Source organism: Arthrobacter sp. NicSoilC5 (assembly GCF_019977395.1).
In the GTDB taxonomy this organism is placed as follows: domain Bacteria; phylum Actinomycetota; class Actinomycetes; order Actinomycetales; family Micrococcaceae; genus Arthrobacter.
The window spans coordinates 991,100-1,016,967 of record NZ_AP024660.1; the positions used below are offsets into that span (position 1 = coordinate 991,100).

The following is a 25,868-nucleotide window of genomic DNA, read 5'->3' on the forward strand; positions in this document are numbered from 1 at the left end:
TGGGCGGCATCGCCTGCAGAAGTGGAAGAGCGAGAACGGCACGCGAAGTTCCTGGTTGGTGGGGCCCTGGCTGCGGTCAGGTATATGACTATCGACTACGAGCGTGCAGAGCGGTTTCCAAAGTTGGAGGGAATCGGGCCGCGCAACGTAATGGGCAAGGCCGAATGGCTTAGCCCGCCATGGTCATGTCCCGATTTTGACAGTGTCGACTACGGCGTCGAGATAGCCCTGACGGATGGACGGGTAGCTTCGCTGACCTGGGATCCTCCGGGCGCGATCGAAGGTATCGGCCTAAGCGCTGTGCCCCTGATAGGTACCGGGGTAGCTTCTGACGCCGACGATGCTGTTTGGGATGTCACCGGACATGGGCGATGGCACCAGGTACGCGATCAGCTCATCTCCGATGTCGAGCTCCGGTACGAGCCTTGGGGTGAGGGCGGCGGGTTCTGGTGCCCCCAGATACAGATCCGCTTCGCTGCGTCGACCATCACGTTCGAACTTGGCGATTCCGCCCCCGACTGCCAAGCCATCCCGTCGTCCGACAACATCCTCGTACTGTGAGGTGAACACCCATCCCCTAGCCCGACTCACCTCCGGTATGGTCTTTCGGAAAGCACTCGGGATGTTTGGGGTCTCTCCCCCGCTCCCGCCAGTACTCGTCGCGCTGCCATAGGGAGAACCGGATCACGGCCGTTCCATAGACGACGACAAACACGATCTCCACAGGCATCACTGCAAAGCGCCAAGCATTCGGAATGCTCGGAATCAGGTTCCACACCCCGAACACGACAAGGAAAGGCAGCGACCAGTAAGTGATTCGGGTAATTCTGCGCCGGGCCTCCTCCTTCGAGGCAGCAGGCTCACTTCCCTGAGGCTCCGTGGACGATGCTGCCATACGGGAACTGAACCACCGCACCTTACCCCGGGCAAGAAGCTTGACCGGATCTTTCGCTGCAGACTATGACGGTGCAGGCGCGACGGATTCGAGAATCTTCTGCAGCGTCCCGGGACTGGCTGCGATCTCGATGACCCCGCCATCTGATTCCAGGGTGATGATCTGGTAGCCAAACGGCACGGCCTGCTTATTGTCGTGCCGGTCAGCCTTCCGCGCAGGCGCCGGGGAGACAAGGAGTCCGGTTAGGGCCCTACTCCGTCCACTCGGGATGAGCTCGTCGTAGACGGCTGGCTGGAAGTCGATTCGGCCAGGTGACGGGGTGGCAATACCCATCTGCCAGACACCGCTCAACGAGCCCGGCAGCGAGTTGGGGTACCGCAGGAATATCAGTGACTGACCACGCTGTTCGAGCCTGGCGGCGGTTCTACGGAATCGTTTCTGGGTGAAATACGTACCTCCGGCGAGAATAAGCGCATAGCACAGCCCGTTCACAAGGGCGCTATCGAATGCTTCTCCAAAAATCAGGCCGCCACCCGTGTAGACCGCAAAGGCGACGATAGCGATGAGTGCCACTCGTAGGCCCGGGGGCAGATCCCGCCACCACTTCCTCATGGCGAGAGTCTTAAGGCGGCACCGTGCCTGCGCTACGGTTCCAGTAGGGCCAGCAGGCACCGAAACGGAGAGGGATCGAATTCGACGCGACGACGCCTGGCCCAGGCTTCGGCCGCGTAAACCGACTCTCGAATGGCCTGCAGTCCATACGCATACGGGTCCTCCGGCGGGGTGACCGGCAGGGCTACCTGAATCTTGAGGAGACGGTCAGCTTTCCGGAAGGCTCCGGTGCGAGCACCTTGAAAATCGGGGGCCAGGAGGTGCCCGGGAACTTAGAACTCTATGTTCAGGTTCAATTCCGACTCGAGTTGGTCTCGTAGACCGGAAACGCGCCGCGAGAGCAGCATGAGTGCCTCCCGCCAGTTCCTGCTCTCGGTAGTAAACCCGCCGACAATGATTCCGACAGAGAGGTTTGGGCCGGTCGGGGCTCAGTTGAGTCACGCCTCTTCAGCCTCCGGGCCAGCGTCCTCGAGATCCCCGGCGGTGATCCGCTCAGCGGTGCGCCGGTACGCTTCGGCGATGTAGTCCTGGAGGTCCTGGCGGCCAATGCGCCACATGCCCCGTCCACCAACCTGAAAAGCCCGCAGCTCACCGGCCTTGATCAGTGCGTGGACCTGGTTTGGCTTCACGTTCAGCTCTTCAGCCACCTGGGTGGGTGTCAGGAAGCGGGGCTTGGGTTCGTCACTCACCCGGTCATCCTATTTGTGGCAGTCCCACCCTTTGACCAACTCACTCAGGCCGGTGCCAAGGTCTCTGCACTGAAGCCCTGAATTTGGTCTAAGAGGTAGGCATGGCAAGACGAAAACGCGACCTCGGGTGGCTCTACTTCCTGATGATCATGTTCTTCCTCTTCAGCGGTGTCGGCTGGCTCCTGACCAACATCTTCCATCTCCCGTGGCCCCCTCCCCCGTAGAAGCAGGCACTTCGACCCATCAAAGACAGTCGATTTGCTCCCGAATTTTTGATCAAGATCCTTGCCTCACAGCCAGCCCGCGAATAGCGTCGGCTTTGGGGCGCAGCCCGAGCAAGGGGGTGGACCGGATGGGCGGGCTGGACGACTTGCTGGCTGAGTCCGAGGATCGCTGGGCCAAGGCGGAACGGCGCGCTCAGGGGGTCGCCGACAAGGGTCTCAGCAAAGCCCTTACGACCTATTTCAGCTTGTACTTACCCGCCGCTGTCGTGCTGCTGTTCATTGTCGGGGCTGCGCTCGGAATGCTGCTGTTCCAGGGCGAGTGGGCCAACGCCCGGACGTACCTGTTCGCTGGGACTATGCTCGCTGGGATTGGCGCCATTATCGCGGGCATCACCTACAACACGAAAGTCATTTCTTCCGCAGTGGAAATGGGCAGGATGAATGTCACGATGTCCCTCAATGCCGATGAGCAGAAGGCGATTCGACGCCAAATCCTGGGACAAGTCACGCTCAGGCCGGAACACGTTGCCGTGAAACGTGCGGCAGCAGTGCAACTAAGGAAAGCGCTGGCAACGCAGCTCATTGTGCTGGCCCCCATACTTGAATTCCAGTTCCTGGTGCAGGTGCTGAACAACAGGAATCCCATCGGGTGGCTGTCTGCGATCGTCGGGATCGCGTTTACAGTCTCTTTGATCGTTCCGGTTCGTCAGTTCCTGGCGCTCGGACGGTTCCTCAATCAGACGGCCTAACCGCGGCATTGACCAACTGCGCTGCCCTAACTGCCATTTCCCGCTTTGTGCACCGGCAGCGGAGGTCGACGCAAGTCAATAACATCTGGACCGCGTTGGATGAGGAGGTCCTCCAAGGCCGGCCAGCCACGCGTCGAAACAAAGGCAGGGCGGAGCCGGGGAGTCATTCCATAAGGGCAAGGCCAGCTACGGCCAAGATGAGTACCACGACGAATGCAATCAATTCCGGGTAGACAAGGCAGAACGCAACCACGCGACCCAGCAGCGAACTTCGGTTCTCCTCGTCATCTTCGTGCCGCAACCCGGCCCTCCTAATCTCACGCATCCTGGGAGAACAGTGCGGTAACGTCAAGCCGCGCCAAGATCGGAGGGAGGGCCGCCACCCGGTGGCTCCTAGCCGACTGTTGCTTGATCCAATGCACGGAGCAGCCCATCACGGTCCGGGACATCGAAGAAGGCCACGGCTTGCCCCAGGCTGAAGAAGTCCATCCCTGTGTTTTGGTACATTCCCATCCCGAAGGCCCCGGCCATGCCCTGCGAACCGAAAGTCACGCTGACATGCCGCCCGTCTTTGGACCGATCGACTTTGGTGGGCATACCGTTGACGGGTGAATCGGAAACCGAATTGTCGCCTATACAGACAATTGCCCGGCGATCTGTGAGGCCGTACACCGTGCGCAACTTCCGCCGCTTCTTGTAAATGAACCTCCCAAAGATGAAGTAGAGGCCCACCAGGACGAACGGGATTCCCCAAAGGGCAAAGAACGGCTGCTGTTTGGCCGTGGTGGCAGCCATGAACTCCCAAAAGATCGCGAAACCACCCCAGAGGAGGCTGAACGGAACTAGAAAGGCGTCCGCGCCGGTGAAGCGAACCCGTGGATCAGGACGACCAACCCATAAAAGGTGTTCACCTTGGCGGAGAAGCGGCAGGATACGGCTTCGCGGGTCATCCATGCCGGAAGTCTTGCACAGCGCCTCCGGTCTGAACAGGGCGAACTCCGCACAAACTCCGCATCTACTTGGCAGCCAGTTCTGTGCGGCGGAAGGTGCCGGCGATGGAGAGTTTGCGGCCGTATTCGATGGACCCGTACCGGAACAGGTGGACGGCGAGGCGGATGATGAGGGCCCCGACGACCAGGAGCTCCACGATCACGATTGTCGCCTCGACGGTGTTGAGGGTGCCGAAAGCGTTCCGGAGCAGGGCGGTGACCGGGGCGGTCAGCGGGAAGTAGGTGAAGACCTGCACGATGAGGGCACCGGGGTTGGAGATGACCAGGCTGAATGTGTAGAAGGGGATGAACATCATGGCCATCAGCGGGCCAAAGATGGTGCCGGCTTCCTTGGCGGTCGGCATGATCGCCCCAATCGCCACCAGCACGCCGGTGAAGACCGTGAACCCGCCGACCAACAACAGGGCCCCGATGATCATCGGGCCCGGTTCGAAGACCAGGGACGACAGGTCCAAGTCCGGCAGGGCCAGGGAGTCGCGGAAGAACAGGTAAGCAAGCCCGACCGGCGCCAGGAACACCAGGATCTGCACCAGCCCGACCATGAACAGGGAGATGATCTTGCCGGTGATCAGCGTGGTCGGGTTCAGGGTCGTCAAAATCATCTCGGTGACCCTGTTCTCCTTCTCCTCCAGGGTGGAGTTCAACATCTGGTTGGAGAGCAGGATCATCGAGATGTAGAAGACGACCAGGAACATCATCGGCGGGATCACTCCCCCGACGCCGGCGGCCACCTGGCCGTCCTTGAACGTCTCCGAGTCGAACTTCACGGTCCCGGTCAGGGCCGCCGTGAGCTTGGGTGACCCCACGTCGTACTGGGCCGAGGCTTCCAGCAGCTGCTTGGCCACAGCCTCGTACTTGCCGTTCTCGAACATGCCCTTGTCGGCGCCGTAAACCTTCACCGGCTCCTTGGACGGGTCAACCGGGTACAGGAAGAAGGCATCCGAGGTCCCGTTCTTCACCGCCTCGATCGCGGCCGCCGGGTTGTCCGTGTACGTCCCGCCGGCGACCTTGGCGCCAGGGGCTTTGATGATGCCGGATGCGTCGTCATAGGTGAAGGAGAACTGGGCGTTCTTCTGGGCATCCGCGCTGGCGTGGGAGCTGGCGTTGGAGGCGTAGACGAGGGCGAAGACCAGGATCAGCAGCAGTGGGATCGCCAGAGTTGCGATGGCGAAGCCGCGCTTCTTGATGGTCCGTACGAATTCGAACCCGATGACGGTGCCGAGGTTGTGCCTTGCCAGTGCCATCACTTTGCCTCCGCCAGTTCGTGCTGCTCGCCGTAAACCTTGATGAAGATCTCGTCTAGGGAGATCCGTGCCGGTGTGAACGACCGGAGACTGACCCCTGCCTCGACCAACTCGCGTAGGACCTTCTCCTCGGACGCCCCGTGGCCAGGTGCCAGCTCAGCACGGCCCTCACTGGTCGAGATGATCTCGTACAGGTCGGAGGCGGGCAGGACGCCGTCGTAGGCGACCCGGTAGACGGTGCCGCCGAACACTTCCTGGACCTCTTCGACGGTGCCGTAGGCGCGGGAGACCCCGTCCTTGAGCAGGATCACCCGGTCGCAGAGCCGCTCGACCTCTTCCATCTGGTGGGTGACCATGATGACGGTCGCCCCGGCCCGCTTGTGCTCTTCGATGATGTCCATCAGCAGGCGACGGTTCACCGGGTCAAAGCCTTTGGTCGGCTCGTCCAGGATCAGCAGCTCCGGGTTGTTCATGATGGTCACCCCGAGCTGGACCTTCTGCTGCTGGCCGCCGGAGAGCTTGTCCAGGCGGGTCTTGGCCTTCTCCGGGATCCCGACCCGCTCCAGGTAGGACTCCGACCAGGACCGGGCCGCGGCTTTGGACAGGCCTTTAAGCCGGCCGAAGTAGACCATCACGTCCAGGACCGGTTCCTTCTTGTACAGGCCCCGCTCCTCGGGCAGGTACCCCAGCCGCGCTCCGTCGCTGGGTTCGAAGGCTTTCCCGCCGATGTGCAGGGTCCCGGCAGTGGGCTGGAAGATGCCCAGCAGGGCCCGCAGCGTCGTGGTCTTCCCCGACCCGTTGGACCCCAGGAACCCGAAGGTCTCCCCCGCGTTCACGTCAAAGGACAGGTCACGGATCACCGTGGTATCCCCGAAGTCCATCCGGAAGTCTTTAATGTGCACAAGCGGCTCCGCCGCGTCCCCCAACGTCATGGTTCAAGCCTATCTGTGGCAAGAAGATTCGTCCCCGACAGGCATGCGTAAAGGGGGTATTCACCGAAGAACGAAGGCTGATTGGAAGTGGTGAACAGCGTTGTGGAGTGAGGATATTGTGGGACCAAAGCGAACTGATCAATGAAAGACAACCATGACTGAAACTGCGCCAGAAGCAGAGAATGACCGGAGTTATGAATTCCGGGGAGCTCCACTTGTGCCGTCTATGCTCGTCACTTTGGCACCCCGGATTATCGCCGCTGACACGTTTCGCAGGTCAGAGCTTGCAAGTGCCGGGGAAGAATTCCATCTGGCTAATGGCGGGCTTAAGTCGAACGGAGCGCAGCCGGCACAGCAGGCCAAAAAGGCTATTAGCGACCTCTACAGCAAGGGAATCATCGAACCGGCTGGAGGGCAATACTGGCGCTGGACCAACACCCGTGATCAAGTCATTTCCGACATAGTCCAGGTCGCAGCGGAGCCAGAGAACGACAGCGAAGTCGGTTTCGACATAAGCGATGACGTGATTACTGAAGGAGTGGGGACGGGAAATCTCTATGTCTACTTCTTTCCGACTTACAAGGAGCTTGCAGAATCTCGCAACGAGGCCAGGTGGCCCATCAAGATCGGTATGACCGCAACCGGAAGTGCGGCGTCCCGGATCTCAGATCAAGTAGGAACGGCGTTGCCGGAAGCCCCTCTTATTGCCTACATCCGTCGGACCGACACCCCCGCCAAGCTGGAGCGCTTGGTGCACTCCGTCCTTCACTTTCGGGGTCAGACGATTGAAGACGCGCCGGGGTCAGAATGGTTCTTGTCGAGCCCTGAGGAAGTCAAAGGGATTGTCGATTGGGTCTTTTCTTCTTCTTCTTCTTAGAGCTCTTCTTGAATGGACGCCCTGCCGCGACCACGGCTCCTCGCTCCCCTATTTGCTCCTAGACTGACGCCATGACCACCGCCCAAGCTCGCCTTCGTGACTACGTAATGCCTTGTTCGCGCACGTAGGGCAGCAGGGTGGGCCCTATCGCATCGGCCCGTGTCACCAACCCGTCCGGCTTGAGCGTGTGCCGGATGACCTGCACATTCTCCGGCGCCAGCCCCGCCGCGGGAAAAGATCACCGAGGCTCAGTTCGCCCGAGTTGCCGTTATTCATGCCCTGCCCTGGCTTGATTACTCGCCACTTGGACCCTTTGCCGATCGAGCCAGGACGAGATCTCCTCCATCGCTTTCTGCGGCTGTGGCGCTGCCGAATATACCCGGACCTCAAGGTAGCCGGTGTGGCTGATCCCCAGCGGCGGCAGATCGTCTTCCCGCAGCCTGACCACGAGATAGCCGGCCGCCAACAGGTCGGCGGTCTTCCGCTCATCCGTCATGACCTTGGCAGGTTCCTTGTGCCAGTAGGCTCCGTCGTACTCGACAACCAGGAGCCGGCCGTCGATCTTGACGCTGATGTCAGCCGACCAGGACTTGCGCGTCGTGAACGCCTTTTCCCGCAGCACGGCACCTGAGCGTGCCCCGGGGAAGAGCTTCTCCGCGGCAGCGTGGTGAGCCAGCTCGACTTTGGACTTGCCGACCTTGCGGCACTCCGGGCACTCAGCCCCGTTCGACCGGACGCTAAGGGAGCTCGTCCAGACGTGGGCAGGGTCGATGGCACAGATCCACTCCGGCACGAACGGCGTCGCCGCATGGGGCCGGACGTGCCAGGCGATCACCGGATTGGCCGGGCTCCACTCTGCCGCCAGCCCGGGGTCCTGCCAGGCCAGTGATCCGAGGATGGTGCGGCATCGCGGGCAGCGCAACCGGTCGTACTTGTCGCGGTTCCGCGGGGACTCCTCCCATTCATGGCCGCAGCAATCTGCCAGCCACCACACGACGCGCTTCGAATCCCAGACAACGTCGCGGGGAGTGAGCTTGCCGTTACGGGTCGGGTGCCACTGGGAGGCAATCTCCGGCAGGGTGTCCGCGAGCCAGTTCTTCTGTGTAGCCCGGGTTGCTGCGCCGCGGCAGCTCGGGCAGCCCGACTGCAGGAAAGTGAGCGGGCTGATGCGGGGATGGTGGCCGGCGGGGCAGCGGAAGCGCCGGAGGCGCCAGTCCCCGACGACCATGACAGTTGCCGGGTCATCCTCGTCTGCCCATGCATCCTTGAGTTCTGGCACTTCGGCGACCGGCGTGATCTTCCACTGTTCGTACTTCTTGTCCCATTCCGCTTTCCGAATAGCTCTGCATTCAGGGCAGGAGTGGCGGCCGGCGGTCATGTCCAGGACTTTGGCGGTGAACTGGTGCCCGCAGTCGGGGCAGGTCCAGTGGCATTCCCGTGTGGCGCGGAGCGTGACGGTGCGGAAGGTCTTCTCGCTGTTGCGTTCGTGGTCCCACCAGTCGAGGGCGGCGTCGTCTGACTCCGAGAGCATGGCCTTCGGCTTCTTGGGGCTGGTCGGATTGCCCGAGCGGATATTCCTGGCAGCGACCTTCCCAGTTTCAGATGAGGTGGGACTGGCAGACCGGGTGTTCCGGGAGCAGGAGCAGCCCCACCCGATGTCCCACATGCGCTCCGCTGAGATGCGTTTGCAGGCGCGGCAGCGCGCAATAATCGGATCGCTGCCATCGTTGACATCAACTATTGTGCGGATGAAGTCGTATTCGTTCCGGTCCAGGTGGGCGATGATCTCCTCGCGCGAATAGATGCGCCGGGGAAGCTCGTTTCCGGACATCTGGCGGACCCACTTCGCCCACTCCGTCCAATAGCAGGCCCGGCACGTTTTCTCCCCGACGGCATTCTTGTCCAGCGTGTATTCGAACCTGTAGTGGGCCTGCACCCCGCAGTCGAGGCAGGTGGTCAGACGCCACTCCTTGGGGCCAACGAAGGGTTCGTCCGCTCGGAGCCCGCCCTGGCGCAGGATGTCGTCGATGCAGCTGTCGCACCAGGCCGGCTTGCTGCGTGTCCTGAAGGCGGCCACGTTTCCGCAGGAGTCGGTTGAGCAGACCTGCTGTGTTGATGCCGATGGTGTTGCAGTGCTCATGTCTCCCCCTGATGTGTCTGGCGATCACTCTAGACGAATTCGTGCACCGCCCAGCTCCCGGAAGTCGCCCCGGGCACGCCACGGCGCGGGATAACTGGCAACCACCGAGCGGCGAGGCTTCTGGAGGAGCTCTTCGAAAAGCTCGACCCATGCTTCCCACCTCGCACAAATTGACAATTGTCAAGATGAAAAAGACTTGTACCGGAATTGTTAACGTTCCGCCACTCTGGACAGACAACAAGCTGCACAATTCTGTCATTGCAAGAGCAAGTCGTAATAGGGCACGTAAGTCGTAAGGGGGAAGAACAGCAACATTAGGACGATGTGTCTATGTCGTCAGCGGAGTGAGAGTGGACGATGAGATGCCTCTGGATCTAACTCGTACTTTAGGCGCTCCGGTGCTCCGGACAGGCCACGGCCGCAACCCTTCCTAGTAATCTCCCCGGACGGATGGCCACACCTGGACCACCCAGCGATCAAAAATTACAGATAAATCATCAACCAGGATGAGGTCGTCTTCACTGGCGCTCACGTCTCTTTGACCGCTCCGAGACTGCCCAGGCAACTTGTCAATGAACTGATCTTGGATGGTGATGAAGGCCCGTTCAACAATCGCATTGGCCCAGAGTGTCTTCGGGGTGATGACGAGTGTTATACCGAGTCCTCGGCAAGCGGACTCGGGCGAGGGAGAGCCGTCATCCTCGTCGATCAGCACTCTGGAGGGCCGGATGGGGGGACGCCGGGCAGCGGCAGCAGCGTGCCTCGCATCATCAAGGAGTTCCGGCCAAGGAAATTTCAGCCGCTGCAATTCCTCGGGCCGGAGCAGCGTCCCAACGGGTCTGGCCCCTGGTGGCGCTGATGCTTGGTCAATGAGGTTGATTACGTCCGGCCTCTTATCCCCTACTTGGACGCTGGTTGCCGGTATCGACCGGCTCGATTTGTCGATCATGATGGTCAGACTCGCCATTTCCGGCTGTCCGATTGAGGTTTTGACTCTTACAGAAGAAGTCAGTGAGCTGATTTGCGCTTCAGTACCGGGCAGGAAGGCACGCAACTTGCAGATCCGGGCTGGCAGGGGATGGTGCGACGAGAGCGGCATCCGTTGGCGCGGGATGAAATTGCCCACCACGACCAGCGGCGCTTGCGACCGCCCGGAGGAAGACGCGTCATTCAAGTACGAGCAGTCCATCCAGGTCCCGGTCTTGGAGAGGCACTTTCGGTCGGCGGCGCCGGCAGTTATACCGCCCCGGCGCCTAGGAAATGTTGAGCGCAGGGTCGCTTGTTCGCCTGGCCAGGCAGGCACTGCAGCCGTCTCTTCACCTTCCCGCCGAAGCAGGATGACTGACACCCCAGATTGACTACAGGACAAGTGCGGGCGACAGGTCCGGTGAATCATCTTGGGCATCAACATAGTAGGCGCTCCTCTGCCTGCCTCATGCACTGAGGCTACAACCCCGCACCTACTTGAGAACATACGGGCGGCTTTATCGTTCGCAACCCCGACTCGGGCATAGTCCCGTGTGGGAACTTTTCCACTCCAGGAAACCGTACAAGTCAGTGATGGCTGCAAGGGTCGCATCACCCTCTTCGTCCTTCTGGTTTACACGGCCAGTCACATGCCCTTGTGCGGGATCCGGGCGATAGCCAAATCCCGCGTCACGACCTTGTTCCTGCCCATCATCGAACCGCTGAATGCAAAGTCGATCATGGCGGCGAATCGCTCCAGCACCTGGCAATGAAGACGGCACTGCGTGATCGGGTCACCCATAAGGATTCCCCTTATCGTCACGGGTTTTGGGAAAGTTCAGAGATTCCGGAAAATCCCGCTGAACTGATGAATCTGGACGCTTTCGGGGACTTCGCAACTGCAGACCGGCTGTTTGTCGACGCGATACTCCAACGCGGGCCAAGGTGGGATTTTGGTAGTCCGGACGACCAGGTTGCTGCTCGGCGGCGGGAAATCGAGCGCGAGGCAAGGGTAAGGGAAGAGGAACGACGGCATCTCGAAGCAATTGAGGCACGAATCGAGGAGATGAACAGCAAAGCGCTTCGCCCGAGACAGCGTACGGGGCCCACACCGTGCACACCGAAGACGGGCCGTTCGTCTGGGCGACAATGACCGAATGTTGGAGCTGCGAACACCCGATGCTGCTCTGGAACGCCCAACCAGTCCGGCCCGCAGTCCAGCACATGTCAGCCCCGCCGCTGGCGTTGAAACGCGAAGTCGGAGTGAAGCGCTACGAAAACCACCCGGACGTCCATAAAGTCCTGAACAACTGGATGAGGCCCATCCATGCCGATGTGGATAAAGCGCTAATTAAGACCCGGCGCAGCGAAACGAAAGCGGCGGAATACAGCGCTTTCGTCTCCCCTGTTTGCGACGCCTTGATCGGTCAGACGTTCGTCTCATGCATCCGAGTAGAGAAATGGTCACTGATCAGCGCCCCACTGCTGAAAAGGACGAGAACGCAGACCAAACAACCAACGCACCCTTACCCCCGAAAAGGAAGGCCTCAAAAGCAGCGACCACCCTCCCTCGCGCCGGTCGAAAGAAACCTACGAAGACAGACAGGGGGTGCCAGACAAACTGCAAACAGACCGCAAAAGACATGGGAGGAGCTCGATTCGCCCGAAGGCATCACGGAGGCGAGACGAAAATTCATGGGCACCGCCCGCCCCTACCGAGGCAACTGATAGTTCACCTGGTTCAATGGTCGGCATTACGACCTCGACACATCTCACGACTACCTGTCCGCAGAGTAAGCACACATAGCAGCAGCTGTGACGTGGGACGCTTCCTCCGAGCGCCTGACCGGAAAGATCTGAGGAGCACCGGGTTCCCCACAGGGGACTGTCAACCTCCCGGCCATCGGGGCGGGGTCATCTGGACTACTCTCCAGACCGCTTCGTGAACGGCGCAAACATTCCCAAAACGTAAGGGCGGACGCTGTTTAGACGGCTTCCAAGTTGCCCGCTGTCGCCATCGTTTCCACGAATCTAATGCCCTGTTCGGTGAGCTTATATACGTATGCGGCTCTGATCTCCGGGCTATTCGGGCCCATTGTCGTAACTCCCCCATAGCCGGCCGCGGATACCAGTCCTTCAGTGCAAAGGGAGAGGAAGAAAAAGGGATCAACGGCCAAATGGATCGTAGTGCCGGAGCCCTTCCCAACAAAGGCCGCTAACAGCCTCAACTCCATCTGCGTGTATCGGTGGCTAAGGAGTTGGAGGTTGGCTTTGTACTGACGCACAGAAGCCGCAGGAATCTCCCCGCGGTCAAAGCGTATGTGACACACAGCGCACAGGAGAATCAGATTTTCGAAGGAGTGTTCCTTCACTTTCGCCCACGGTTCTATATGCGCCATCTCCAGCCCAGAGGTCCCCCTGCAAGTGGGGACGGCACACCTGTAGCCAGCTTCTTCTTTGATCTTCCGGGCAAGCCCGGCCGGGACAGTCCTCCCGGGTGAACTAGTCATTTTTCCACACATTTCCCGCGACACTGACTTCCGTGCCCGCGGAAAAGTCCCGCCGCCTCGGCCCGTTGAGGGACTGGTTGCCGTTATTAGCCACACACGAAAGTCTATTGTTGATCTGAGCGATGAAACCTTGATCTATATAGATTATCGGTCGGACCTAGAGGAAACAGCCGGTGGTAACAATTGCTGCACTCTCCTCTGGGTGATAAATAGCCAATGCCTCATGCGGTCAGGCCCATACTTATAGCAACACATAAGAGCCCCAGAATGGCGAGGAGGGCGAACCCCTTCACGGCCATAGAACAGGCCTCGAATTTGCGACCCGCGAGATGGGATAGGTCTAGTACTTGCTGCCAGGCATCCATTCGGACATCTACTCGTTTGGTGTGCTCGATCATTTGCTCCGCGGTAACCGCTTGGAGCGCAGGCCATGCAAACCGGTTGAGCTGGGCGTATCTGGTCGCGGTTTGCGGACCGATAGCCCTCACCAGCCAGTAGAGCGTCCATAAGAAGGCCGCTAGTGCACCTAGAGCCAGCGGGCCCACAACGAAAGCTTGGATACTTCCTTTGCCTATAGCGGCTGTCACAGTTTTTGCATTAGTAATAAGCATGGTCAGGATGACACCGAGCCCAGCAGTGAGAATCGTGGCCTTCGTGTCGGCAAAACGAACCCAGTTTGCCATCTGATCCATCGCCTGGAATCCGCCGTCTGCGGGCTTTCCGTCCCATTTATCATCGGCTCCACCGAACTCTGTAGCCGGACTGGGTCGGGAACCTGTTGAACTCTTAGGCCACTTCAAGGTGAACTCCTTCGACCGGCCATCGTCGCGTCATCCGCCACTCCGTATAGGCCGACAACCAGTGCGCTGCCCAGCCCGTCACCGTCGCAACAGTGTGTTCTTCGGGATTCCAATCATTATTGTCGGCTACGCACAAGTTGCCGTTGTCGTAAAGGTGGGGCGAAGGTTGCCACCGCCGCCCGGCTGATACGCCGAGACGAACACCGCCAAGTACGGTAACCCGAGGAAGCTGCCCGTCTTTCCGCAGGATGACGGCGATTTGGAAACGGCCCCGCCCTGTGTCGATAACGCCGACCCAGCATGGATTGACCCCAGCCCCGGGTGGAAGGTACCTGAAGTTTGGAAACGAGCCTTCCATGGCGTTGACGTGGCGGCTGATCTGGTTCTCGTCAGCCCACCATGCGATTGGTGGGCCATCCGCAGCGTCGAATTCTTCAACTCCACCATGAAAGGTGTGACTGGATACAGGGGTGACGGGGCCGAATGTGGAGTGTAAATGGTCTCCGGCGCCGGTAGCCGTGACATCATTAAAGACAATTCGTCCATCAACGGTCACGAAGCGAGGAACCGTGACACCGTGATGGCGCAGCAGCGCGGGAATGGTCATGCGTGCTCCTTAGGAGATGACTATGCTTTCGGTCGAATTGCCGTTTAGTTGCTGAACAGTCCCCGGGATGTGCCGGAGGGTGCGACGCCAGCGGTAGTCGTAATACTTGTAATTCTTGCGCCGATAGTCCCGCTGGTAGACCTTTGGCGAATCCTTGTGCTCGACGAAGGTATCTGTGCCCGGCAGCAAGCCTGCAAGCCCCTCACCCGCGATGATTTCCCAAGAATCGGCTTTCTTTTCACACTTCGCAGCGAAGTTCGCTGCGAAGCCAAGCGGGTTGATTTCACTTTGCTGCGAACTTCCGCTGCGTACGAATGTAATCCGCCCGTAATCGAGACCGGCACGCGCCTGTACTCGGGCAACGCCGAGCCGCTCGAGGCGAGGGTTGACAACGTTTTCAACAGCGTCGAGCGCAAATGAACATGCGCTTAGCGCCATCACACCAGCCACTTGCGGGTCTCCTGGACCGAATCCTGCAAAAAGTCCGTCACCGCGAAGGCCTAATGGAAATCCACCAAAGTTGACGACAGTCTCAACGAAGCCGGACAGAACTGCATGAGCGAGATCTACGACCTCGGTTTCCTCATCCCAGAAGCTGCGTCCGGTGAAATCGGTCAAGTCTATGAACACGGCTACGATCGAGGCCGCTCGACGTTCGCCGACGGCGAGGTTTTCGAAGGCGGGGTGCCCCAATGCCTTCGATTCCAGTGCGGCAGACGCCCGGAGGGCCTCCTTCACCACGTAGTCGCCTCGCCGCGCACGGTAGTCCCGCAACACGGTGTCCCCGAAGTCGGTAGTCGTATAGTCACCCATCAGGAACTCCAGGCTCAGTCAAAGTTGCTCTGGTTTAAGCGGGGGGATTTAATGGCCTCATCTGCCCAGCTAGAGAAATTGCACAGTTAGGTCGAGGCATAAGTCGGCCTTCCGACTTTCACTTACTTGGCCAACTGTATGAACAGTTGGCCAAGTAAGTGTCAGCGTGGACGTCTAACGTGGAAAATGCCAAAGCTCCATCGGACCTCACGCCGCCCGCGGTTAGCCGTTGATATTTCGGGGATCTTTGCCGGGCTTCACGGTGTCCTTAGCTCGGATCTTCCCGTCGGTTCCACTGATCCTTACCTCGCCACCCCCGTTGTTACCCGAGTAGCCTTTGGCCGCCTTCGCAGCGCCAGCCTGTGTTGAGTGAACAGACGAGGCCCTTGAAGCGCCGTCGCGCTTTGCCTGCCACGTTCCGCCTTCACCTTTAGTTACGCTGTAATCGGCCATGTCATTTACTCCTGGTTCATGAGGTCGAACAAAGGAAAGAAATACGTCTCCCATCGAGCCGTGACGGGAGCTTCGAACGGTTGGGCTAAATCGCCAGCTAGGCCAGTTTTTCGCCGACTACTTAGGATGAAATCGCCAACTAGTTGCCAAACCGCGAACTAGCTTCCGATCTCACACCATTTGTATTGTCAAAGGGACCAAATGGGCTGTCCATCTACAGCAACAGTTGGAAGACTTCCAACTAGCCTGGCAGCTTCTTCCATTTAGGTGCGGTTCTTCCACTTAGGTCTGCGTCTCACAACCAGTTAGAAGTCCCAGTCCTCGTCTTCGGTGTTCACGGCCTTGCCGATCACGTAGGAAGACCCGGAGCCGGAGAAGAAGTCGTGGTTCTCGTCGGCGTTCGGGGACAGGGCCGAAAGGATGGCCGGGTTCACGTCCGTAACGGACGCCGGGAACATCGCTTCGTAGCCCAGGTTCATCAGGGCCTTGTTGGCGTTGTAGTGCAGGAACTTCTTGACGTCCTCGGCCAAGCCCACACCGTCGTACAGGTCGTGGGTGTACTGGACCTCGTTCTCGTACAGCTCGAAGAGCAGCTCGAACGTGTAGTCCTTGATTTCCTGGCGGCGCTCCTCGGACACGGTCTCCAGCGCGCGCTGGAACTTGTAGCCGATGTAGTAGCCGTGCACGGCCTCGTCACGGATGATCAGGCGGATGAGGTCGGCCGTGTTCGTGAGTTTGGCGCGCGAGGACCAGTACATGGGCAGGTAGAAGCCCGAGTAGAACAGGAAGCTCTCCAGCAGGGTGGAGGCCACCTTCCGTTTCAGGGGGTCGTCGCCCTGGTAGTAATCCATGACGATCTGCGCCTTCTTCTGAAGGTTCTCGTTCTCGGTGGACCAGCGGAACGCCTCGTCGATCTCCTTGGTGGAGGCCAGCGTGGAAAAGATCGAGGAGTAGCTCTTGGCGTGCACGGACTCCATGAACGCGATGTTCGTGTAGACGGCCTCTTCGTGCGGGGTCAGCGCATCCGGGATCAGGGAAACGGCGCCCACAGTGCCCTGGATGGTGTCCAGCAGGGTGAGCCCCGTGAACACGCGCATGGTGAGCTGCTGCTCGACTGGGGTCAGCGTGTTCCACGACTGGACGTCGTTGGACAGCGGCACCTTCTCCGGCAGCCAGAAGTTGTTCACCAGGCGGTTCCAGACATCCACGTCCTTGTCGTCCTGGATCCGGTTCCAGTTGATGGCCTCGACGTGGCTAAGCAGCTTGACCTTCTCGGTCATGTCATCCCCTAAGCGTTGGGTGGGTTTCTCTAAGTTAAAGCGTACGACGGCGGGCGGGCACCCGCCGTCGTACTCAACCTTTGGTCTCGACAGGCCCGACCAGCGGGGCTACAGCATGCAGGAGACGCAGCCCTCGACCTCGGTCCCTTCCAGCGCGAGCTGGCGGAGACGGATGTAGTAGATGGTCTTGATGCCCTTCTTCCAGGCGTAGATCTGGGCCTTGTTGATGTCGCGGGTGGTGGCGGTGTCCTTGAAGAACAGCGTCAGTGACAGGCCCTGGTCCACGTGCTGCGTCGCGGCGGCGTAGGTGTCAATGACCTTCTCGTAGCCGATCTCGTACGCGTCCTGATAGTACTCCAGGTTGTCGTTGGTCAGGTACGGCGCCGGGTAGTACACGCGGCCCAGCTTGCCTTCCTTGCGGATCTCGATCTTGGACGCCACCGGGTGAATCGAGGAGGTGGAGTTGTTGATGTAGGAGATCGAACCCGTCGGCGGAACAGCCTGCAGGTTCTGGTTGTAGATGCCGTGCTCCATGACGGAGGCCTTCAGCGCCTGCCAGTCAGCCTGGGTGGGGATGTGCACGTTCTTGAACAGGTCGCGGACCTTCTCGGTCTGCGGCACCCACTCTTGCTCCGTGTACTTGTCGAAGAACTCGCCGGAGGCGTACTTGGACTTCTCGAAGCCGCCGAACGTCTGGCCGGTTTCGATGGCCAGCAGGTTGGAGGCACGGACGGCGTGGTACACCACCGAGTAGAAGTAGATGTTGGTGAAGTCCAGGCCCTCTTCGGAACCGTAGTGGACCCGCTCGCGGGCCAGGTAGCCGTGCAGGTTCATCTGGCCCAAGCCAATGGCGTGGCTCTGGTCGTTGCCCCTGGCGATGGACGGCACCGAGGTGATGTTGGACATGTCGGACACTGCGGACAGGGACCGGATGGCCGTCTCGATGGTCAGGCCGAAGTCCGGCGAGTCCATGGTCTTGGCGATGTTCAGCGAACCGAGGTTGCAGGAAATGTCCTTGCCGGTCTCGTCGTAGGACAGGTCATCGTTGTACGTGGTGGGCTGGGAAACCTGGAGGATTTCCGAGCACAGGTTGGACATGATGATCTTGCCGTCGATCGGGTTGGCCCGGTTCACGGTGTCTTCGAACATGATGTACGGGTAGCCGGATTCGAACTGGATCTCGGCGAGGGTCTGGAAGAACTCCCGAGCCTTGATCTTGGTCTTCTTGATCCGGGAATCGTCCACCATCTCGTAGTACTTCTCGGTGACCGAGACGTCGGAGAAGGGCATGCCGTAGACGCGCTCCACGTCGTAGGGCGAGAACAGGTACATGTCCTCGTCCTTCTTGGCCAGCTCGAACGTGATGTCCGGGATGACGACGCCCAGCGAGAGGGTCTTGATGCGGATCTTCTCGTCCGCGTTCTCGCGCTTGGTGTCCAGGAAGCGGTAGATGTCCGGGTGGTGCGCGTGCAGGTACACGGCGCCGGCACCCTGGCGGGCACCGAGCTGGTTGGCGTAGGAGAAGCTGTCTTCGAGGAGCTTCATCACGGGGATGACGCCGGAGGACTGGTTCTCGATCTGCTTGATGGGCGCACCCACCTCGCGGATGTTGGTCAGTGCGAACGCCACGCCGCCACCGCGCTTGGACAGCTGCAGTGCGGAGTTGATGGAGCGGCCGATCGACTCCATGTTGTCTTCGATGCGGAGCAGGAAGCAGGAGACCAGCTCGCCGCGCTGCTTCTTGCCTGCGTTGAGGAAGGTGGGTGTGGCCGGCTGGAAGCGGCCGTCGATGATCTCATCCACCATCTGCAGGGCGAGCTGCTCGTTGCCGCGCGCCAGGTGCAGGGCCACCATGCAGACGCGGTCTTCGTAGCGCTCCAGGAAGCGCTTGCCGTCGAACGTCTTCAGCGTGTATGAGGTGTAGAACTTGAAGGCGCCCAGGAAGGTCTCGAAGCGGAACTTCTTCTTGTAGGCACGGTTGAACAGGTCACGGATGAAGTTCATCGTGTACTGGTCCAGCGTCTCGCGCTCGTAGTACTGGTTCTTCACCAGGTAGTCGAGCTTCTCCTCCAGGTCGTGGAAGAACACGGTGTTGTTGTTCACGTGCTGCAGGAAGTACTGGTGGGCGGCCTCGCGGTCGGCGTCGAACTGGATTTCGCCGTTCGGGCCGTAGAGGTTCAGCATGGCGTTCAGCTCGTGGTAACCCAAGCCCTTGTAGGCGGCGGGCATCTCAGGCTTCTGGGCCCTGGTTACTTCTGTGTCTGCGACAGTCGTGTCCAAAACGTGTCCAATCCTTGGTTGACCCGGGTGACGTCTTCCGGCGTTCCCATAAGTTCGAATCGATAAAGGTGGGGTACCTGGCATTTGGCGGCAATGATGTCCGCGGCCATGCAGTAGTTTTCCCCGAAGTTTGTGTTGCCGGCGCCGATGACGCCGCGGAGCAGTTGCCTGTTCTGCGGGTTGTTCAGGAACCGGATGACCTGCTTGGGAACGGACCCCTCTCCCCCGGTGCCGCCGTAGGTTGGCACAACCAGCACGAACGGCCGGGTGGCGAGGAGGGGTGCGTCCTTTGCATACAACGGGATCCGGGCCACCTTCCGGCCAAGCTTCGCGACGAAGCGGCTGGTGTTCTCGGATGCCGAGGAAAAGTAGATGAGCGGGCTGTCCGTGACGACCTGCTCCGGTTGGTGGTGCGAAGTGGCCGGCGGGGACACCTCCACGCGCTGAGCCGCGTGGTGTTGCGAAGCGCTTCGCTGTGCTGTTGGTGCTGCCATGGGAGTCACCTCAGCTGGTTGATGGTTGCCGGCAGGAAAAGCTGTGGCTCCTAGGCCACGGAGGAAACGGCTGACAGCGCGAGTTCCTCGATCTTGTCCGGGCGGAAGCCGGACCAGTGGTCCTGGTCGGTGACCACAACGGGAGCCTGCATGTAGCCCAATGCCTTCAGGCGCTCGAGTGCCTCGGCGTCCTGGGAGATGTCAACGCTCTGGTAGGTGATGCCCTTCTTGTCGAGCGCGCGGTAAGTGGCGTTGCACTGAACACAAGCAGGCTTCGTGTAAACCGTTACGGTCATTGTCCCTGTCCCCTTAGTTGAACTCTTCTGCTGGGTCGGTGTCCCCGTCCAGCTGTATGTAGATACTACATGTAGTGCAGACACCTCTTTGGAACCCCAAGATGATGTATTACAAGTATGTCATTTAATGCACCGTTAATCCACAGGCAGGGACTGGAAAAATGCCCGGGATCCCGGGATTTTTGCCGTCTTGGTCCACACCCTGTGGATGGGGTTGAACACATATGCACAGTCCGCGTGTCGTGATTCCCGGCGTGTCGCCCGGCCGTCCGGCCACAAGGAAAAGGGTCCCTGACCACTACATGTAGTGGTCAGGGACCCTTGGGACCTGCAGCACCCCCGGAGGACGCTGAACCGGCAGCCCTTCCGCCTAAGGCCTGGCTGGATTGAGCCGGGCGATGGCGGTGGACAACACAGTGGCGAAGCCGCACCATGCCGCATACGGAGCCAGCGATGCTCCGGCAACCCGGTTCAGCCGGTACGTCCTGCGCACCAGGTCTGCGCTGCTGGCCGCCAGTACCGCCGCCTCGGCAGCGGCCAGCCACGGCCGGCGGGAGCGCCAGAAGAACCAGCTCCACGAAGCGTTGAGTACCAGGTTGGCGGCCAGTGCACCCCTGTAGGCGCGCAGTTCCCGGCTGTGGTCCTTCCTGACCGGACCCGGAGTGTCGGCAGCCCTGTCCAGCTCCACCGCGTTGTCGAGTGCGGCGGCGGACGTCACGGCAAGGTCCGCATACAGGGCCGTCCACACCACGGGAAAGGCAATCGCGGGCGGCTGCCAGTCCGGCTTGCGCAGCTTAAGGTACCAACTGCTCCGGGGGTCCGTCGCAACACCGCCCGCGGCGGCGGTGGCCACCGTTGCCGCGGTGGTCCACGCGAGCGTCTTCAGTTTCATGCGTCCTCCTGTCCCCGCTGGGTACACGGTGAAACCTACAGCTGTGCCTCCCGGCGGTCCAGCACAATCTGCTGCACGTCAAGGTACCCGGACTGGAACCCGGCGCGCGAGTAGCAGAGGTAGAACAGCCACATCCGCTGGAACACGGCGTCGAAGCCCAGGTCCCCTACCTCGCGGGAACGGGCAAGGAACCGTTCCTCCCACAGCCGCAGGGTGGCAGCGTAGTGGTCGCCCATGCCCATCCGCTCCCGAACCCGCAGGGTGGTGTGCTGCTGCGTCACGCCCTCGATGGCCCGGACGGACGGCAGGAAGCCGCCGGGGAAGATGTACTTGTGCACCCAAGTGTAGGCGTTGCGGGTGGCCAGCATGCGCCCGTGCGGCATGGTGATCGCCTGGATGGCCACCTTTCCACCCGGGGCCAGGACGCGGTCGATCGTCTGGAAATAAATGGGCCAGTACTCATACCCCACGGCCTCGATCATCTCGACGGACACCACGGCGTCGTACTCCCCTTCCACGGCGCGGTAGTCCTGCAGGGCCACCGTCACGCGGTCCGCGAAGCCAGCCTCCGAAATGCGTTCCTGCGCCAGCGCCTGCTGCTCACTGGACAGCGTGACGCTGTAGACGGTGGCGCCGCGGGCAGCGGCACGCAGGGCAAGCTCACCCCAGCCGGTGCCGATTTCCAGCAAGCGGGTACCCTCGCCTACGCCGGCCTTGTCCAGCAGCCGGTCGATCTTGGCCTGCTGGGCCTCCGCCAGGGAATCCCACGCCACCGAGGACAGCGGCCCGGCCCCGCCGGGAAACAGCGCCGACGAGTAGCTCATGGTGGTGTCCAGGAAGTTGGAGAACAGGTCGTTGGACAGGTCGTAGTGCCGCGAAATGTTGCTGCGGGTGTTTTGTTCGGCGTTGCGTTCCTGGCGCGGCGTCCGCGGCAGGTACAGCGAGCGCAGCTTCTGCAGCGGCATGGGGATCAGCGTGTCCACCGAGGCCGCGAAGACTTCGAGCACCGCGGCCAGGTCGGATGCCTCCCAATCACCGGCCATGAAGGATTCGCCCAGCCCGATCAGCCCGTTGTCGCCGATCCGCGCCTCGAATGCTGCGGGCCGCAGCATGGTCATCACGGGGGCGTCCGGTCCGCCCATCCCCAGGACCGAACCGTCAGGGTATTCAACGCGCAGCGGAAGCCGCTTGACTGCACCCCTGAACATCAGGCCCGCGGCCTTCCCTGCAACATCGGCCTTGAGGCCCGACGGCGGCTGGGCAACACCGGGCCACAGGGCGGGATCGATGGTGGCGGGCGCAGCCGGGACCCCGCCGGCGGTCCAGGCTGCGGGCGGGTGGGTGGCGGCCGGCCCGTGGGTCTTGTTGTGGACGGAAGCTGAAGCAGTTCCGTTGTCGTCAGTCATTGTCATTGAACTGCCTCCTGTGAGGGGTGATGTGGTCTGGCAACGACGGGCAGGCGTCTTGCCCAGAGTTTAATGCCCTGGACCCGGATCAGGGCGGATACCAGCAGCGGCGCGGCAGGCACCGTCAAAGCCGCCGCGAGGATGTTGGAAATGGTGGCTGGCCTGCGGCGGCCGTCCATGGTGGCCACGAAGGGGCGGTGCCCTTCGCGCTCAAGGACGATGGACACCGCAAGCCTGTCCCCGGGGGCAGGGAGTTTCATCCGGTACTGCCCGTCGACGTCGTTGAAAGGTGAAACGTAGAACGCTTTCGGCACCGAGGCACGGCCGCCGGGATCGGTGTGCAGCAGGTAGCAATGCCGCTCGCCATAGGTGTTGTGGACCTCGGCCACCACGCACTGCAGTTCCCCGGTGGAGCGGTAGCACCAGAACAGCGTGAGCGGATTGAAGACGTAGCCAAAAACCCTGGCACTGGTCAGCATGTGGATAGCGCCGCCGTCGGGCTCTATTCCCTGGGTGCGCAGGTACCGCTCCACGTTGGAGCGGATGTCCGCGTCCGGATCGCCCAGGTGGTCTCCGGCGCGGAACACCGCGAGTGGCCGGAGCAGCCCGGGCAGGCGGGGAAGGTTGTCGACGTCCACGAACCAGCTGTAGCTCCGGTAGGTGAAAGCATTCTTCAACGGGGTGCGCCGCACATGGGAAATGGACGTGCGGTAGATCGAGGCCTCCATGGTCATACAGGTTCTGCGGACAGCAGTTCCCGCTCCCCCTCGCCGGTGGAGTCCGTGGAATCGTCGGCCCGGGCCACCGGCCAGGTGCGGCCCAGCTTCTCCGCGGCGCGTACCCCGGAGAGGGCTCCGTCCTCGTGGAAGCCCCAGCCAAGGTACGCCCCGGCGTAAGCGATCCTGCCGTCGCCCAGCGCCGCGATGGCCTGCTGGGCTTTCAGGGATTCCGGAGTGTACTGCGGGTGTTCGTACACCATCCGTTCCAGCACGGCGTCGTCGGAGATCAGCTCCGACTCGCCCAGGCTCACCAGGTAGGGGCGGCCGTCCGCGGGCTCAAGCCGCTGCAGCCGGGTGAGGTCGTAGCTCACCAGCACCTTGTCCGGCCGGGCGTCGCAGGCCGGGAGCCGGTAGTTCCAGGACGCCTTGGCGTTGTCCGCCGCGGGCAGGACCGCCGGGTCCTGGTGGAACACGGTGTGGTTCACGGAATAGGGCATGCCGGCGAGCGCCTCCTTTTCCTCCGGCGTGGCGTCGGCCAGGAAGCCGAGTGCCTGGGCGGGATGGGTGGCGATCACGACGGCGTCAAAGCCTTCCAGCCCGCCGGCCGTTGCCAGCTCCACGCCCTCGGGCAGGCGCCGGATGGCGGTCACGGGAGTGTTGAGGCGCACGTCGGGGAGCGTGGCGGCAAGCTTTTCGACGTACCGTGCCGAGCCGCCGGTCACGGTGCGCCACTGAGGCGAGCCCTTGACTCCCAGCATGCCGTGGTGGCCAAGGAACGTGAAGAGGTACCGCGCCGGATAGGCCAGGGCGGTGGTGGGATCGCAGGACCAGACGGCGCTGACCACCGGGGTCATGAAGTGGGAAATGAAGTAGCTGCTGAACTTTTCCCGCGCCAGGAATTCCCCCAGCGTCAGTTCGGGCACGTCGACTTCGTCGCTGACGGCCGACGGCGGCGCCGTCCTGAGCAGTGCCCTCGCCTTCCGGTAAAAGCGGGTGACCTCCAGCAGCATCAGCAGGTAACGGCCGCGCAGCAGGCTGGAGGGCTTGGCGATGATTCCGCGCGCGCCGTCGCGGGCGCCGGCGTATTCCAGTCCGCAGCCGTCGCAGCGGATGGACATGCTCATCTCGGAGTCCTGGGTTTCGACGCCAAGTTCCGCGAAGAGCCGGAGCAGGGTGGGATAGGTCCGTTCGTTGTGCACGATGAACCCGGTGTCCACGCCGATGACGCTTCCGTCGGCCTGGGGCATGTCGTGGGTGTGGGCATGGCCGCCCAGCCGCGAATCGGCCTCAAACAGGGTGACGTCGTCCTGCCTGTTCAGTACGTAGGCGGCGGTCAATCCGGCCACCCCGCTGCCGATCACGGCTACGCGCCGCCGGCCGCCTGCACTTACTGCTGGGTCAAGTGACACTTCAGGCTCCTCTGCTGAACATTGCCGCTGTGCTGGTTATACAGACGGCTATTCGGCGCGGTCGCGGCGGCGGATGGGTGCAGTACTGTGAACTGGTGGTAAACCCCGTACACCTGAAGACCTTACTGGAGGTCACGCGGCTGGGATCGTTCGCTGCGGCAGCCGCAACACTCGGCTACACGGCCTCCGCCGTCTCGCAGCAGATGTCAGCATTGGAGCGGGAAACGGGAGTCACCCTCTTCCAGCGGTCGGCGCGCGCCGTGATCCCTACGGAAGCCGCCGTCGTCATGACCCGGCACGCCGCCAAAGTGCTCACGGACATCGAAGCACTGATGGCCGCCGCCTCACGGACGCAGGACACCGGCAGCCAGGAACTGCGGCTGGGGATCTTTCCCAGCCTGGCAACGTACGTCCTGCCGCGGATCCTCAAGAATCCCGCGTGGAAGAAGCTGGGAATCGACCTGCGGGTATCCGTCGCAGAACCGGGCCAGACCATCCAGGGGCTGCGCACCGGAGGCGACCTGGACCTGGCCGTGGTGTTCCAGGTGGGCCAGACCGGCTTCGCGTGGCCCAACACGATCAACCGGCAGTGGATCGGCGACGATGATTTCCGGGTGGTGCTTCCCGCCGGCTGGGGCTTCCGGGCCGATGCGAAGGTCGCGGCCGACCACCTCTCCGAGATGCCCTGGATCATGCACCATCCCGGCACCAGTGACGCCATGGTCATTGAGCGCCTCTTCGCCGGCTGCAACCTGCACCCGCGGGTGGTGGCGCACAGCGATGACTTCCATGCCAGCCTGGAGATGGCGGCTGCCGGCCTGGGCGCTGCCCTGGTTCCGGAACTGGCGCTGCGGAACAAGCCCGCAGGCGTGGTGGTGCTGGACGTCCCCGAAATCCGGCTGGCACGGAACGTCTTTGCGCTGCTGATCAATGACCGGAAAACGGCCCGGGTGCAGCTTTTCGTTGACCTGCTGGCCGAAACGCTCGCGGGGATGCGCACCGCGGTGAATTAGCCCGGAACGCTGGAATGGTCTGCCCTTCGGGTCTATGTTGAGAATATGAACAAGGTAGCGAGCCAGCACTTTGGGGAGATTGAGCTCAACCACGGCATGGATCACCTCTTCGCCGCCAAACATGAGCTGCGCGGCCATCCGCTGGAACTCGACCTGAACATCAACGCCCACGACCACTTCGATGAAGCCGCGCTGCGCAAAGTCGAGTACCGGCTGCGGTTCCTGCCCGAACTGGTGGACGAGGTCCGGGAAATGATTGCGGAGGAACTGGAGCAGGAGGGCACCAGCCCGCAGGAGTACCTGCACTTCCACTGCAACGCGCTCAAGGAAGAACAGCTGCACAAGGTCTTCGGCGTCCAGGACCGGAGCCAGCTTACCAACGAGGTGTTCCTCAAGGCCCTGAAACTGGGGCACGTGGCCATTTACCCCGGTCAGCCGGAGCGCTACTTCGTTCTTGATTTCACCCTCGGGGAGCACTTCACCGATGAGGTGCTGGTGGCGTCCGCGGACCAGGACGGCGTGGTGGACGACGAAATCGTCTGGGAGTCCTGAAACAGG

28 protein-coding genes are annotated in these 25,868 nt (G+C 61.4%); 6 read left to right on the forward strand and 22 right to left on the reverse strand.

Translation table 11 applies throughout. The annotated features are described in order from the left end of the window. Positions 1-84 precede the first annotated feature (84 nt). Positions 85-561 (forward strand): hypothetical protein, encoded by a 477-nt coding sequence (locus tag LDO22_RS04570; RefSeq protein ID WP_224026259.1) that lies wholly within the window; start codon positions 85-87, stop codon positions 559-561. A gap of 16 nt (positions 562-577) precedes the next feature. Here the strand turns inward: LDO22_RS04570 and LDO22_RS04575 are convergent, their stop codons facing one another. The 3 genes from LDO22_RS04575 to LDO22_RS04585 all read right to left on the reverse strand — a co-directional run bounded on the left by LDO22_RS04575 (position 578) and on the right by LDO22_RS04585 (position 2,196). Continuing rightward, positions 578-895, reverse strand: coding sequence for a hypothetical protein (locus tag LDO22_RS04575; protein WP_224026260.1), 318 nt, complete (start codon positions 893-895; stop codon positions 578-580). A 63-nt stretch (positions 896-958) separates the two neighbouring features. Next, positions 959-1,468, reverse strand: a complete 510-nt coding sequence (locus LDO22_RS04580) for a hypothetical protein (protein ID WP_224026261.1) — start codon at positions 1,466-1,468, stop codon at positions 959-961. A gap of 476 nt (positions 1,469-1,944) precedes the next feature. After that, positions 1,945-2,196: a helix-turn-helix domain-containing protein gene (locus tag LDO22_RS04585; RefSeq protein WP_224026262.1), complete on the reverse strand. Its 252-nt coding sequence runs from the start codon at positions 2,194-2,196 to the stop codon at positions 1,945-1,947. 101 nt (positions 2,197-2,297) lie between these two features. Here LDO22_RS04585 and LDO22_RS21760 point away from each other — a divergent pair, with 101 nt between their 5' ends. Both LDO22_RS21760 and LDO22_RS04590 read left to right on the forward strand, forming a co-directional pair. Beyond that, positions 2,298-2,420 (forward strand): hypothetical protein, encoded by a 123-nt coding sequence (locus tag LDO22_RS21760; RefSeq protein WP_263422194.1) that lies wholly within the window; start codon positions 2,298-2,300, stop codon positions 2,418-2,420. A 128-nt stretch (positions 2,421-2,548) separates the two neighbouring features. Beyond that, positions 2,549-3,169 (forward strand): hypothetical protein, encoded by a 621-nt coding sequence (locus LDO22_RS04590; RefSeq protein WP_224026263.1) that lies wholly within the window; start codon positions 2,549-2,551, stop codon positions 3,167-3,169. Positions 3,170-3,562: 393 nt separating this feature from the next. Here the strand turns inward: LDO22_RS04590 and LDO22_RS04595 are convergent, their stop codons facing one another. From LDO22_RS04595 to LDO22_RS04605, 3 genes are all read right to left on the reverse strand, one after another. Beyond that, entirely contained in the window at positions 3,563-4,123 is a 561-nt protein-coding gene (locus LDO22_RS04595; RefSeq protein ID WP_224026264.1) for a hypothetical protein, read from the reverse strand. Between the two features lie 61 nt (positions 4,124-4,184). After that, positions 4,185-5,423 (reverse strand): ABC transporter permease, encoded by a 1,239-nt coding sequence (locus LDO22_RS04600; RefSeq protein WP_224026265.1) that lies wholly within the window; start codon positions 5,421-5,423, stop codon positions 4,185-4,187. Then, entirely contained in the window at positions 5,423-6,355 is a 933-nt protein-coding gene (locus tag LDO22_RS04605) for an ATP-binding cassette domain-containing protein (RefSeq protein WP_224026266.1), read from the reverse strand. Before LDO22_RS04605 ends, LDO22_RS04600 begins: the two co-directional genes overlap by 1 nt. Before the next feature lie 154 nt (positions 6,356-6,509). Between LDO22_RS04605 and LDO22_RS04610 the strand changes: the two genes are divergently transcribed. Next, on the forward strand, positions 6,510-7,232 hold the full coding sequence (locus LDO22_RS04610; protein ID WP_224026267.1) for a GIY-YIG nuclease family protein: 723 nt from the start codon (positions 6,510-6,512) through the stop codon (positions 7,230-7,232). Positions 7,233-7,500: 268 nt separating this feature from the next. Here LDO22_RS04610 and LDO22_RS04615 read toward each other — a convergent pair whose 3' ends face one another. From LDO22_RS04615 to LDO22_RS04690, 16 genes are all read right to left on the reverse strand, one after another. Beyond that, a complete protein-coding gene (locus LDO22_RS04615) occupies positions 7,501-9,372 on the reverse strand; it encodes a zinc-ribbon domain-containing protein (protein WP_224026268.1) in 1,872 nt (623 codons plus the stop codon). 430 nt (positions 9,373-9,802) lie between these two features. Beyond that, positions 9,803-10,546, reverse strand: a complete 744-nt coding sequence (locus LDO22_RS04620) for a hypothetical protein (RefSeq protein ID WP_224026269.1) — start codon at positions 10,544-10,546, stop codon at positions 9,803-9,805. Positions 10,547-10,984: 438 nt separating this feature from the next. Continuing rightward, entirely contained in the window at positions 10,985-11,140 is a 156-nt protein-coding gene (locus LDO22_RS04625; protein WP_224026270.1) for a hypothetical protein, read from the reverse strand. A 1,183-nt stretch (positions 11,141-12,323) separates the two neighbouring features. Then, a complete protein-coding gene (locus LDO22_RS04630; protein ID WP_224026271.1) occupies positions 12,324-12,848 on the reverse strand; it encodes an HNH endonuclease signature motif containing protein in 525 nt (174 codons plus the stop codon). A 221-nt stretch (positions 12,849-13,069) separates the two neighbouring features. Beyond that, positions 13,070-13,648 (reverse strand): hypothetical protein, encoded by a 579-nt coding sequence (locus LDO22_RS04635; protein ID WP_224026272.1) that lies wholly within the window; start codon positions 13,646-13,648, stop codon positions 13,070-13,072. Then, positions 13,635-14,255, reverse strand: a complete 621-nt coding sequence (locus tag LDO22_RS04640) for a hypothetical protein (protein ID WP_224026273.1) — start codon at positions 14,253-14,255, stop codon at positions 13,635-13,637. Before LDO22_RS04640 ends, LDO22_RS04635 begins: the two co-directional genes overlap by 14 nt. Before the next feature lie 9 nt (positions 14,256-14,264). Next, positions 14,265-15,068: an adenylate/guanylate cyclase domain-containing protein gene (locus LDO22_RS04645; RefSeq protein WP_224026274.1), complete on the reverse strand. Its 804-nt coding sequence runs from the start codon at positions 15,066-15,068 to the stop codon at positions 14,265-14,267. Positions 15,069-15,290: 222 nt separating this feature from the next. Further along, a complete protein-coding gene (locus LDO22_RS21830) occupies positions 15,291-15,575 on the reverse strand; it encodes a DUF2188 domain-containing protein (protein ID WP_346347081.1) in 285 nt (94 codons plus the stop codon). 251 nt (positions 15,576-15,826) lie between these two features. Beyond that, entirely contained in the window at positions 15,827-16,801 is a 975-nt protein-coding gene (nrdF, locus tag LDO22_RS04655) for a class 1b ribonucleoside-diphosphate reductase subunit beta (RefSeq protein ID WP_015937302.1), read from the reverse strand. 108 nt (positions 16,802-16,909) lie between these two features. Then, on the reverse strand, positions 16,910-19,030 hold the full coding sequence (gene nrdE / locus LDO22_RS04660; protein WP_224027163.1) for a class 1b ribonucleoside-diphosphate reductase subunit alpha: 2,121 nt from the start codon (positions 19,028-19,030) through the stop codon (positions 16,910-16,912). A gap of 20 nt (positions 19,031-19,050) precedes the next feature. Then, the gene (nrdI, locus tag LDO22_RS04665; protein WP_224027164.1) at positions 19,051-19,521 is read right to left on the reverse strand and encodes a class Ib ribonucleoside-diphosphate reductase assembly flavoprotein NrdI; all 471 of its coding nucleotides are present in this window, start codon (positions 19,519-19,521) and stop codon (positions 19,051-19,053) included. A 104-nt stretch (positions 19,522-19,625) separates the two neighbouring features. Then, entirely contained in the window at positions 19,626-19,871 is a 246-nt protein-coding gene (nrdH, locus tag LDO22_RS04670; RefSeq protein ID WP_013601222.1) for a glutaredoxin-like protein NrdH, read from the reverse strand. Positions 19,872-20,241: 370 nt separating this feature from the next. Then, positions 20,242-20,763, reverse strand: a complete 522-nt coding sequence (locus LDO22_RS04675) for a TspO/MBR family protein (protein WP_224026276.1) — start codon at positions 20,761-20,763, stop codon at positions 20,242-20,244. Between the two features lie 35 nt (positions 20,764-20,798). After that, the gene (locus tag LDO22_RS04680; RefSeq protein WP_224026277.1) at positions 20,799-22,175 is read right to left on the reverse strand and encodes a class I SAM-dependent methyltransferase; all 1,377 of its coding nucleotides are present in this window, start codon (positions 22,173-22,175) and stop codon (positions 20,799-20,801) included. After that, positions 22,172-22,903: a DUF1365 domain-containing protein gene (locus LDO22_RS04685; RefSeq protein WP_224026278.1), complete on the reverse strand. Its 732-nt coding sequence runs from the start codon at positions 22,901-22,903 to the stop codon at positions 22,172-22,174. Before LDO22_RS04685 ends, LDO22_RS04680 begins: the two co-directional genes overlap by 4 nt. After that, entirely contained in the window at positions 22,900-24,297 is a 1,398-nt protein-coding gene (locus LDO22_RS04690) for an FAD-dependent oxidoreductase (RefSeq protein WP_224026279.1), read from the reverse strand. Before LDO22_RS04690 ends, LDO22_RS04685 begins: the two co-directional genes overlap by 4 nt. Before the next feature lie 95 nt (positions 24,298-24,392). Here LDO22_RS04690 and LDO22_RS04695 point away from each other — a divergent pair, with 95 nt between their 5' ends. Together LDO22_RS04695 and LDO22_RS04700 are read left to right on the forward strand one after the other, a co-directional pair. Then, positions 24,393-25,310: a LysR family transcriptional regulator gene (locus LDO22_RS04695; protein WP_224026280.1), complete on the forward strand. Its 918-nt coding sequence runs from the start codon at positions 24,393-24,395 to the stop codon at positions 25,308-25,310. A gap of 45 nt (positions 25,311-25,355) precedes the next feature. Then, positions 25,356-25,862, forward strand: a complete 507-nt coding sequence (locus LDO22_RS04700) for a DUF2004 domain-containing protein (RefSeq protein WP_224026281.1) — start codon at positions 25,356-25,358, stop codon at positions 25,860-25,862. Positions 25,863-25,868: the final 6 nt, after the last annotated feature.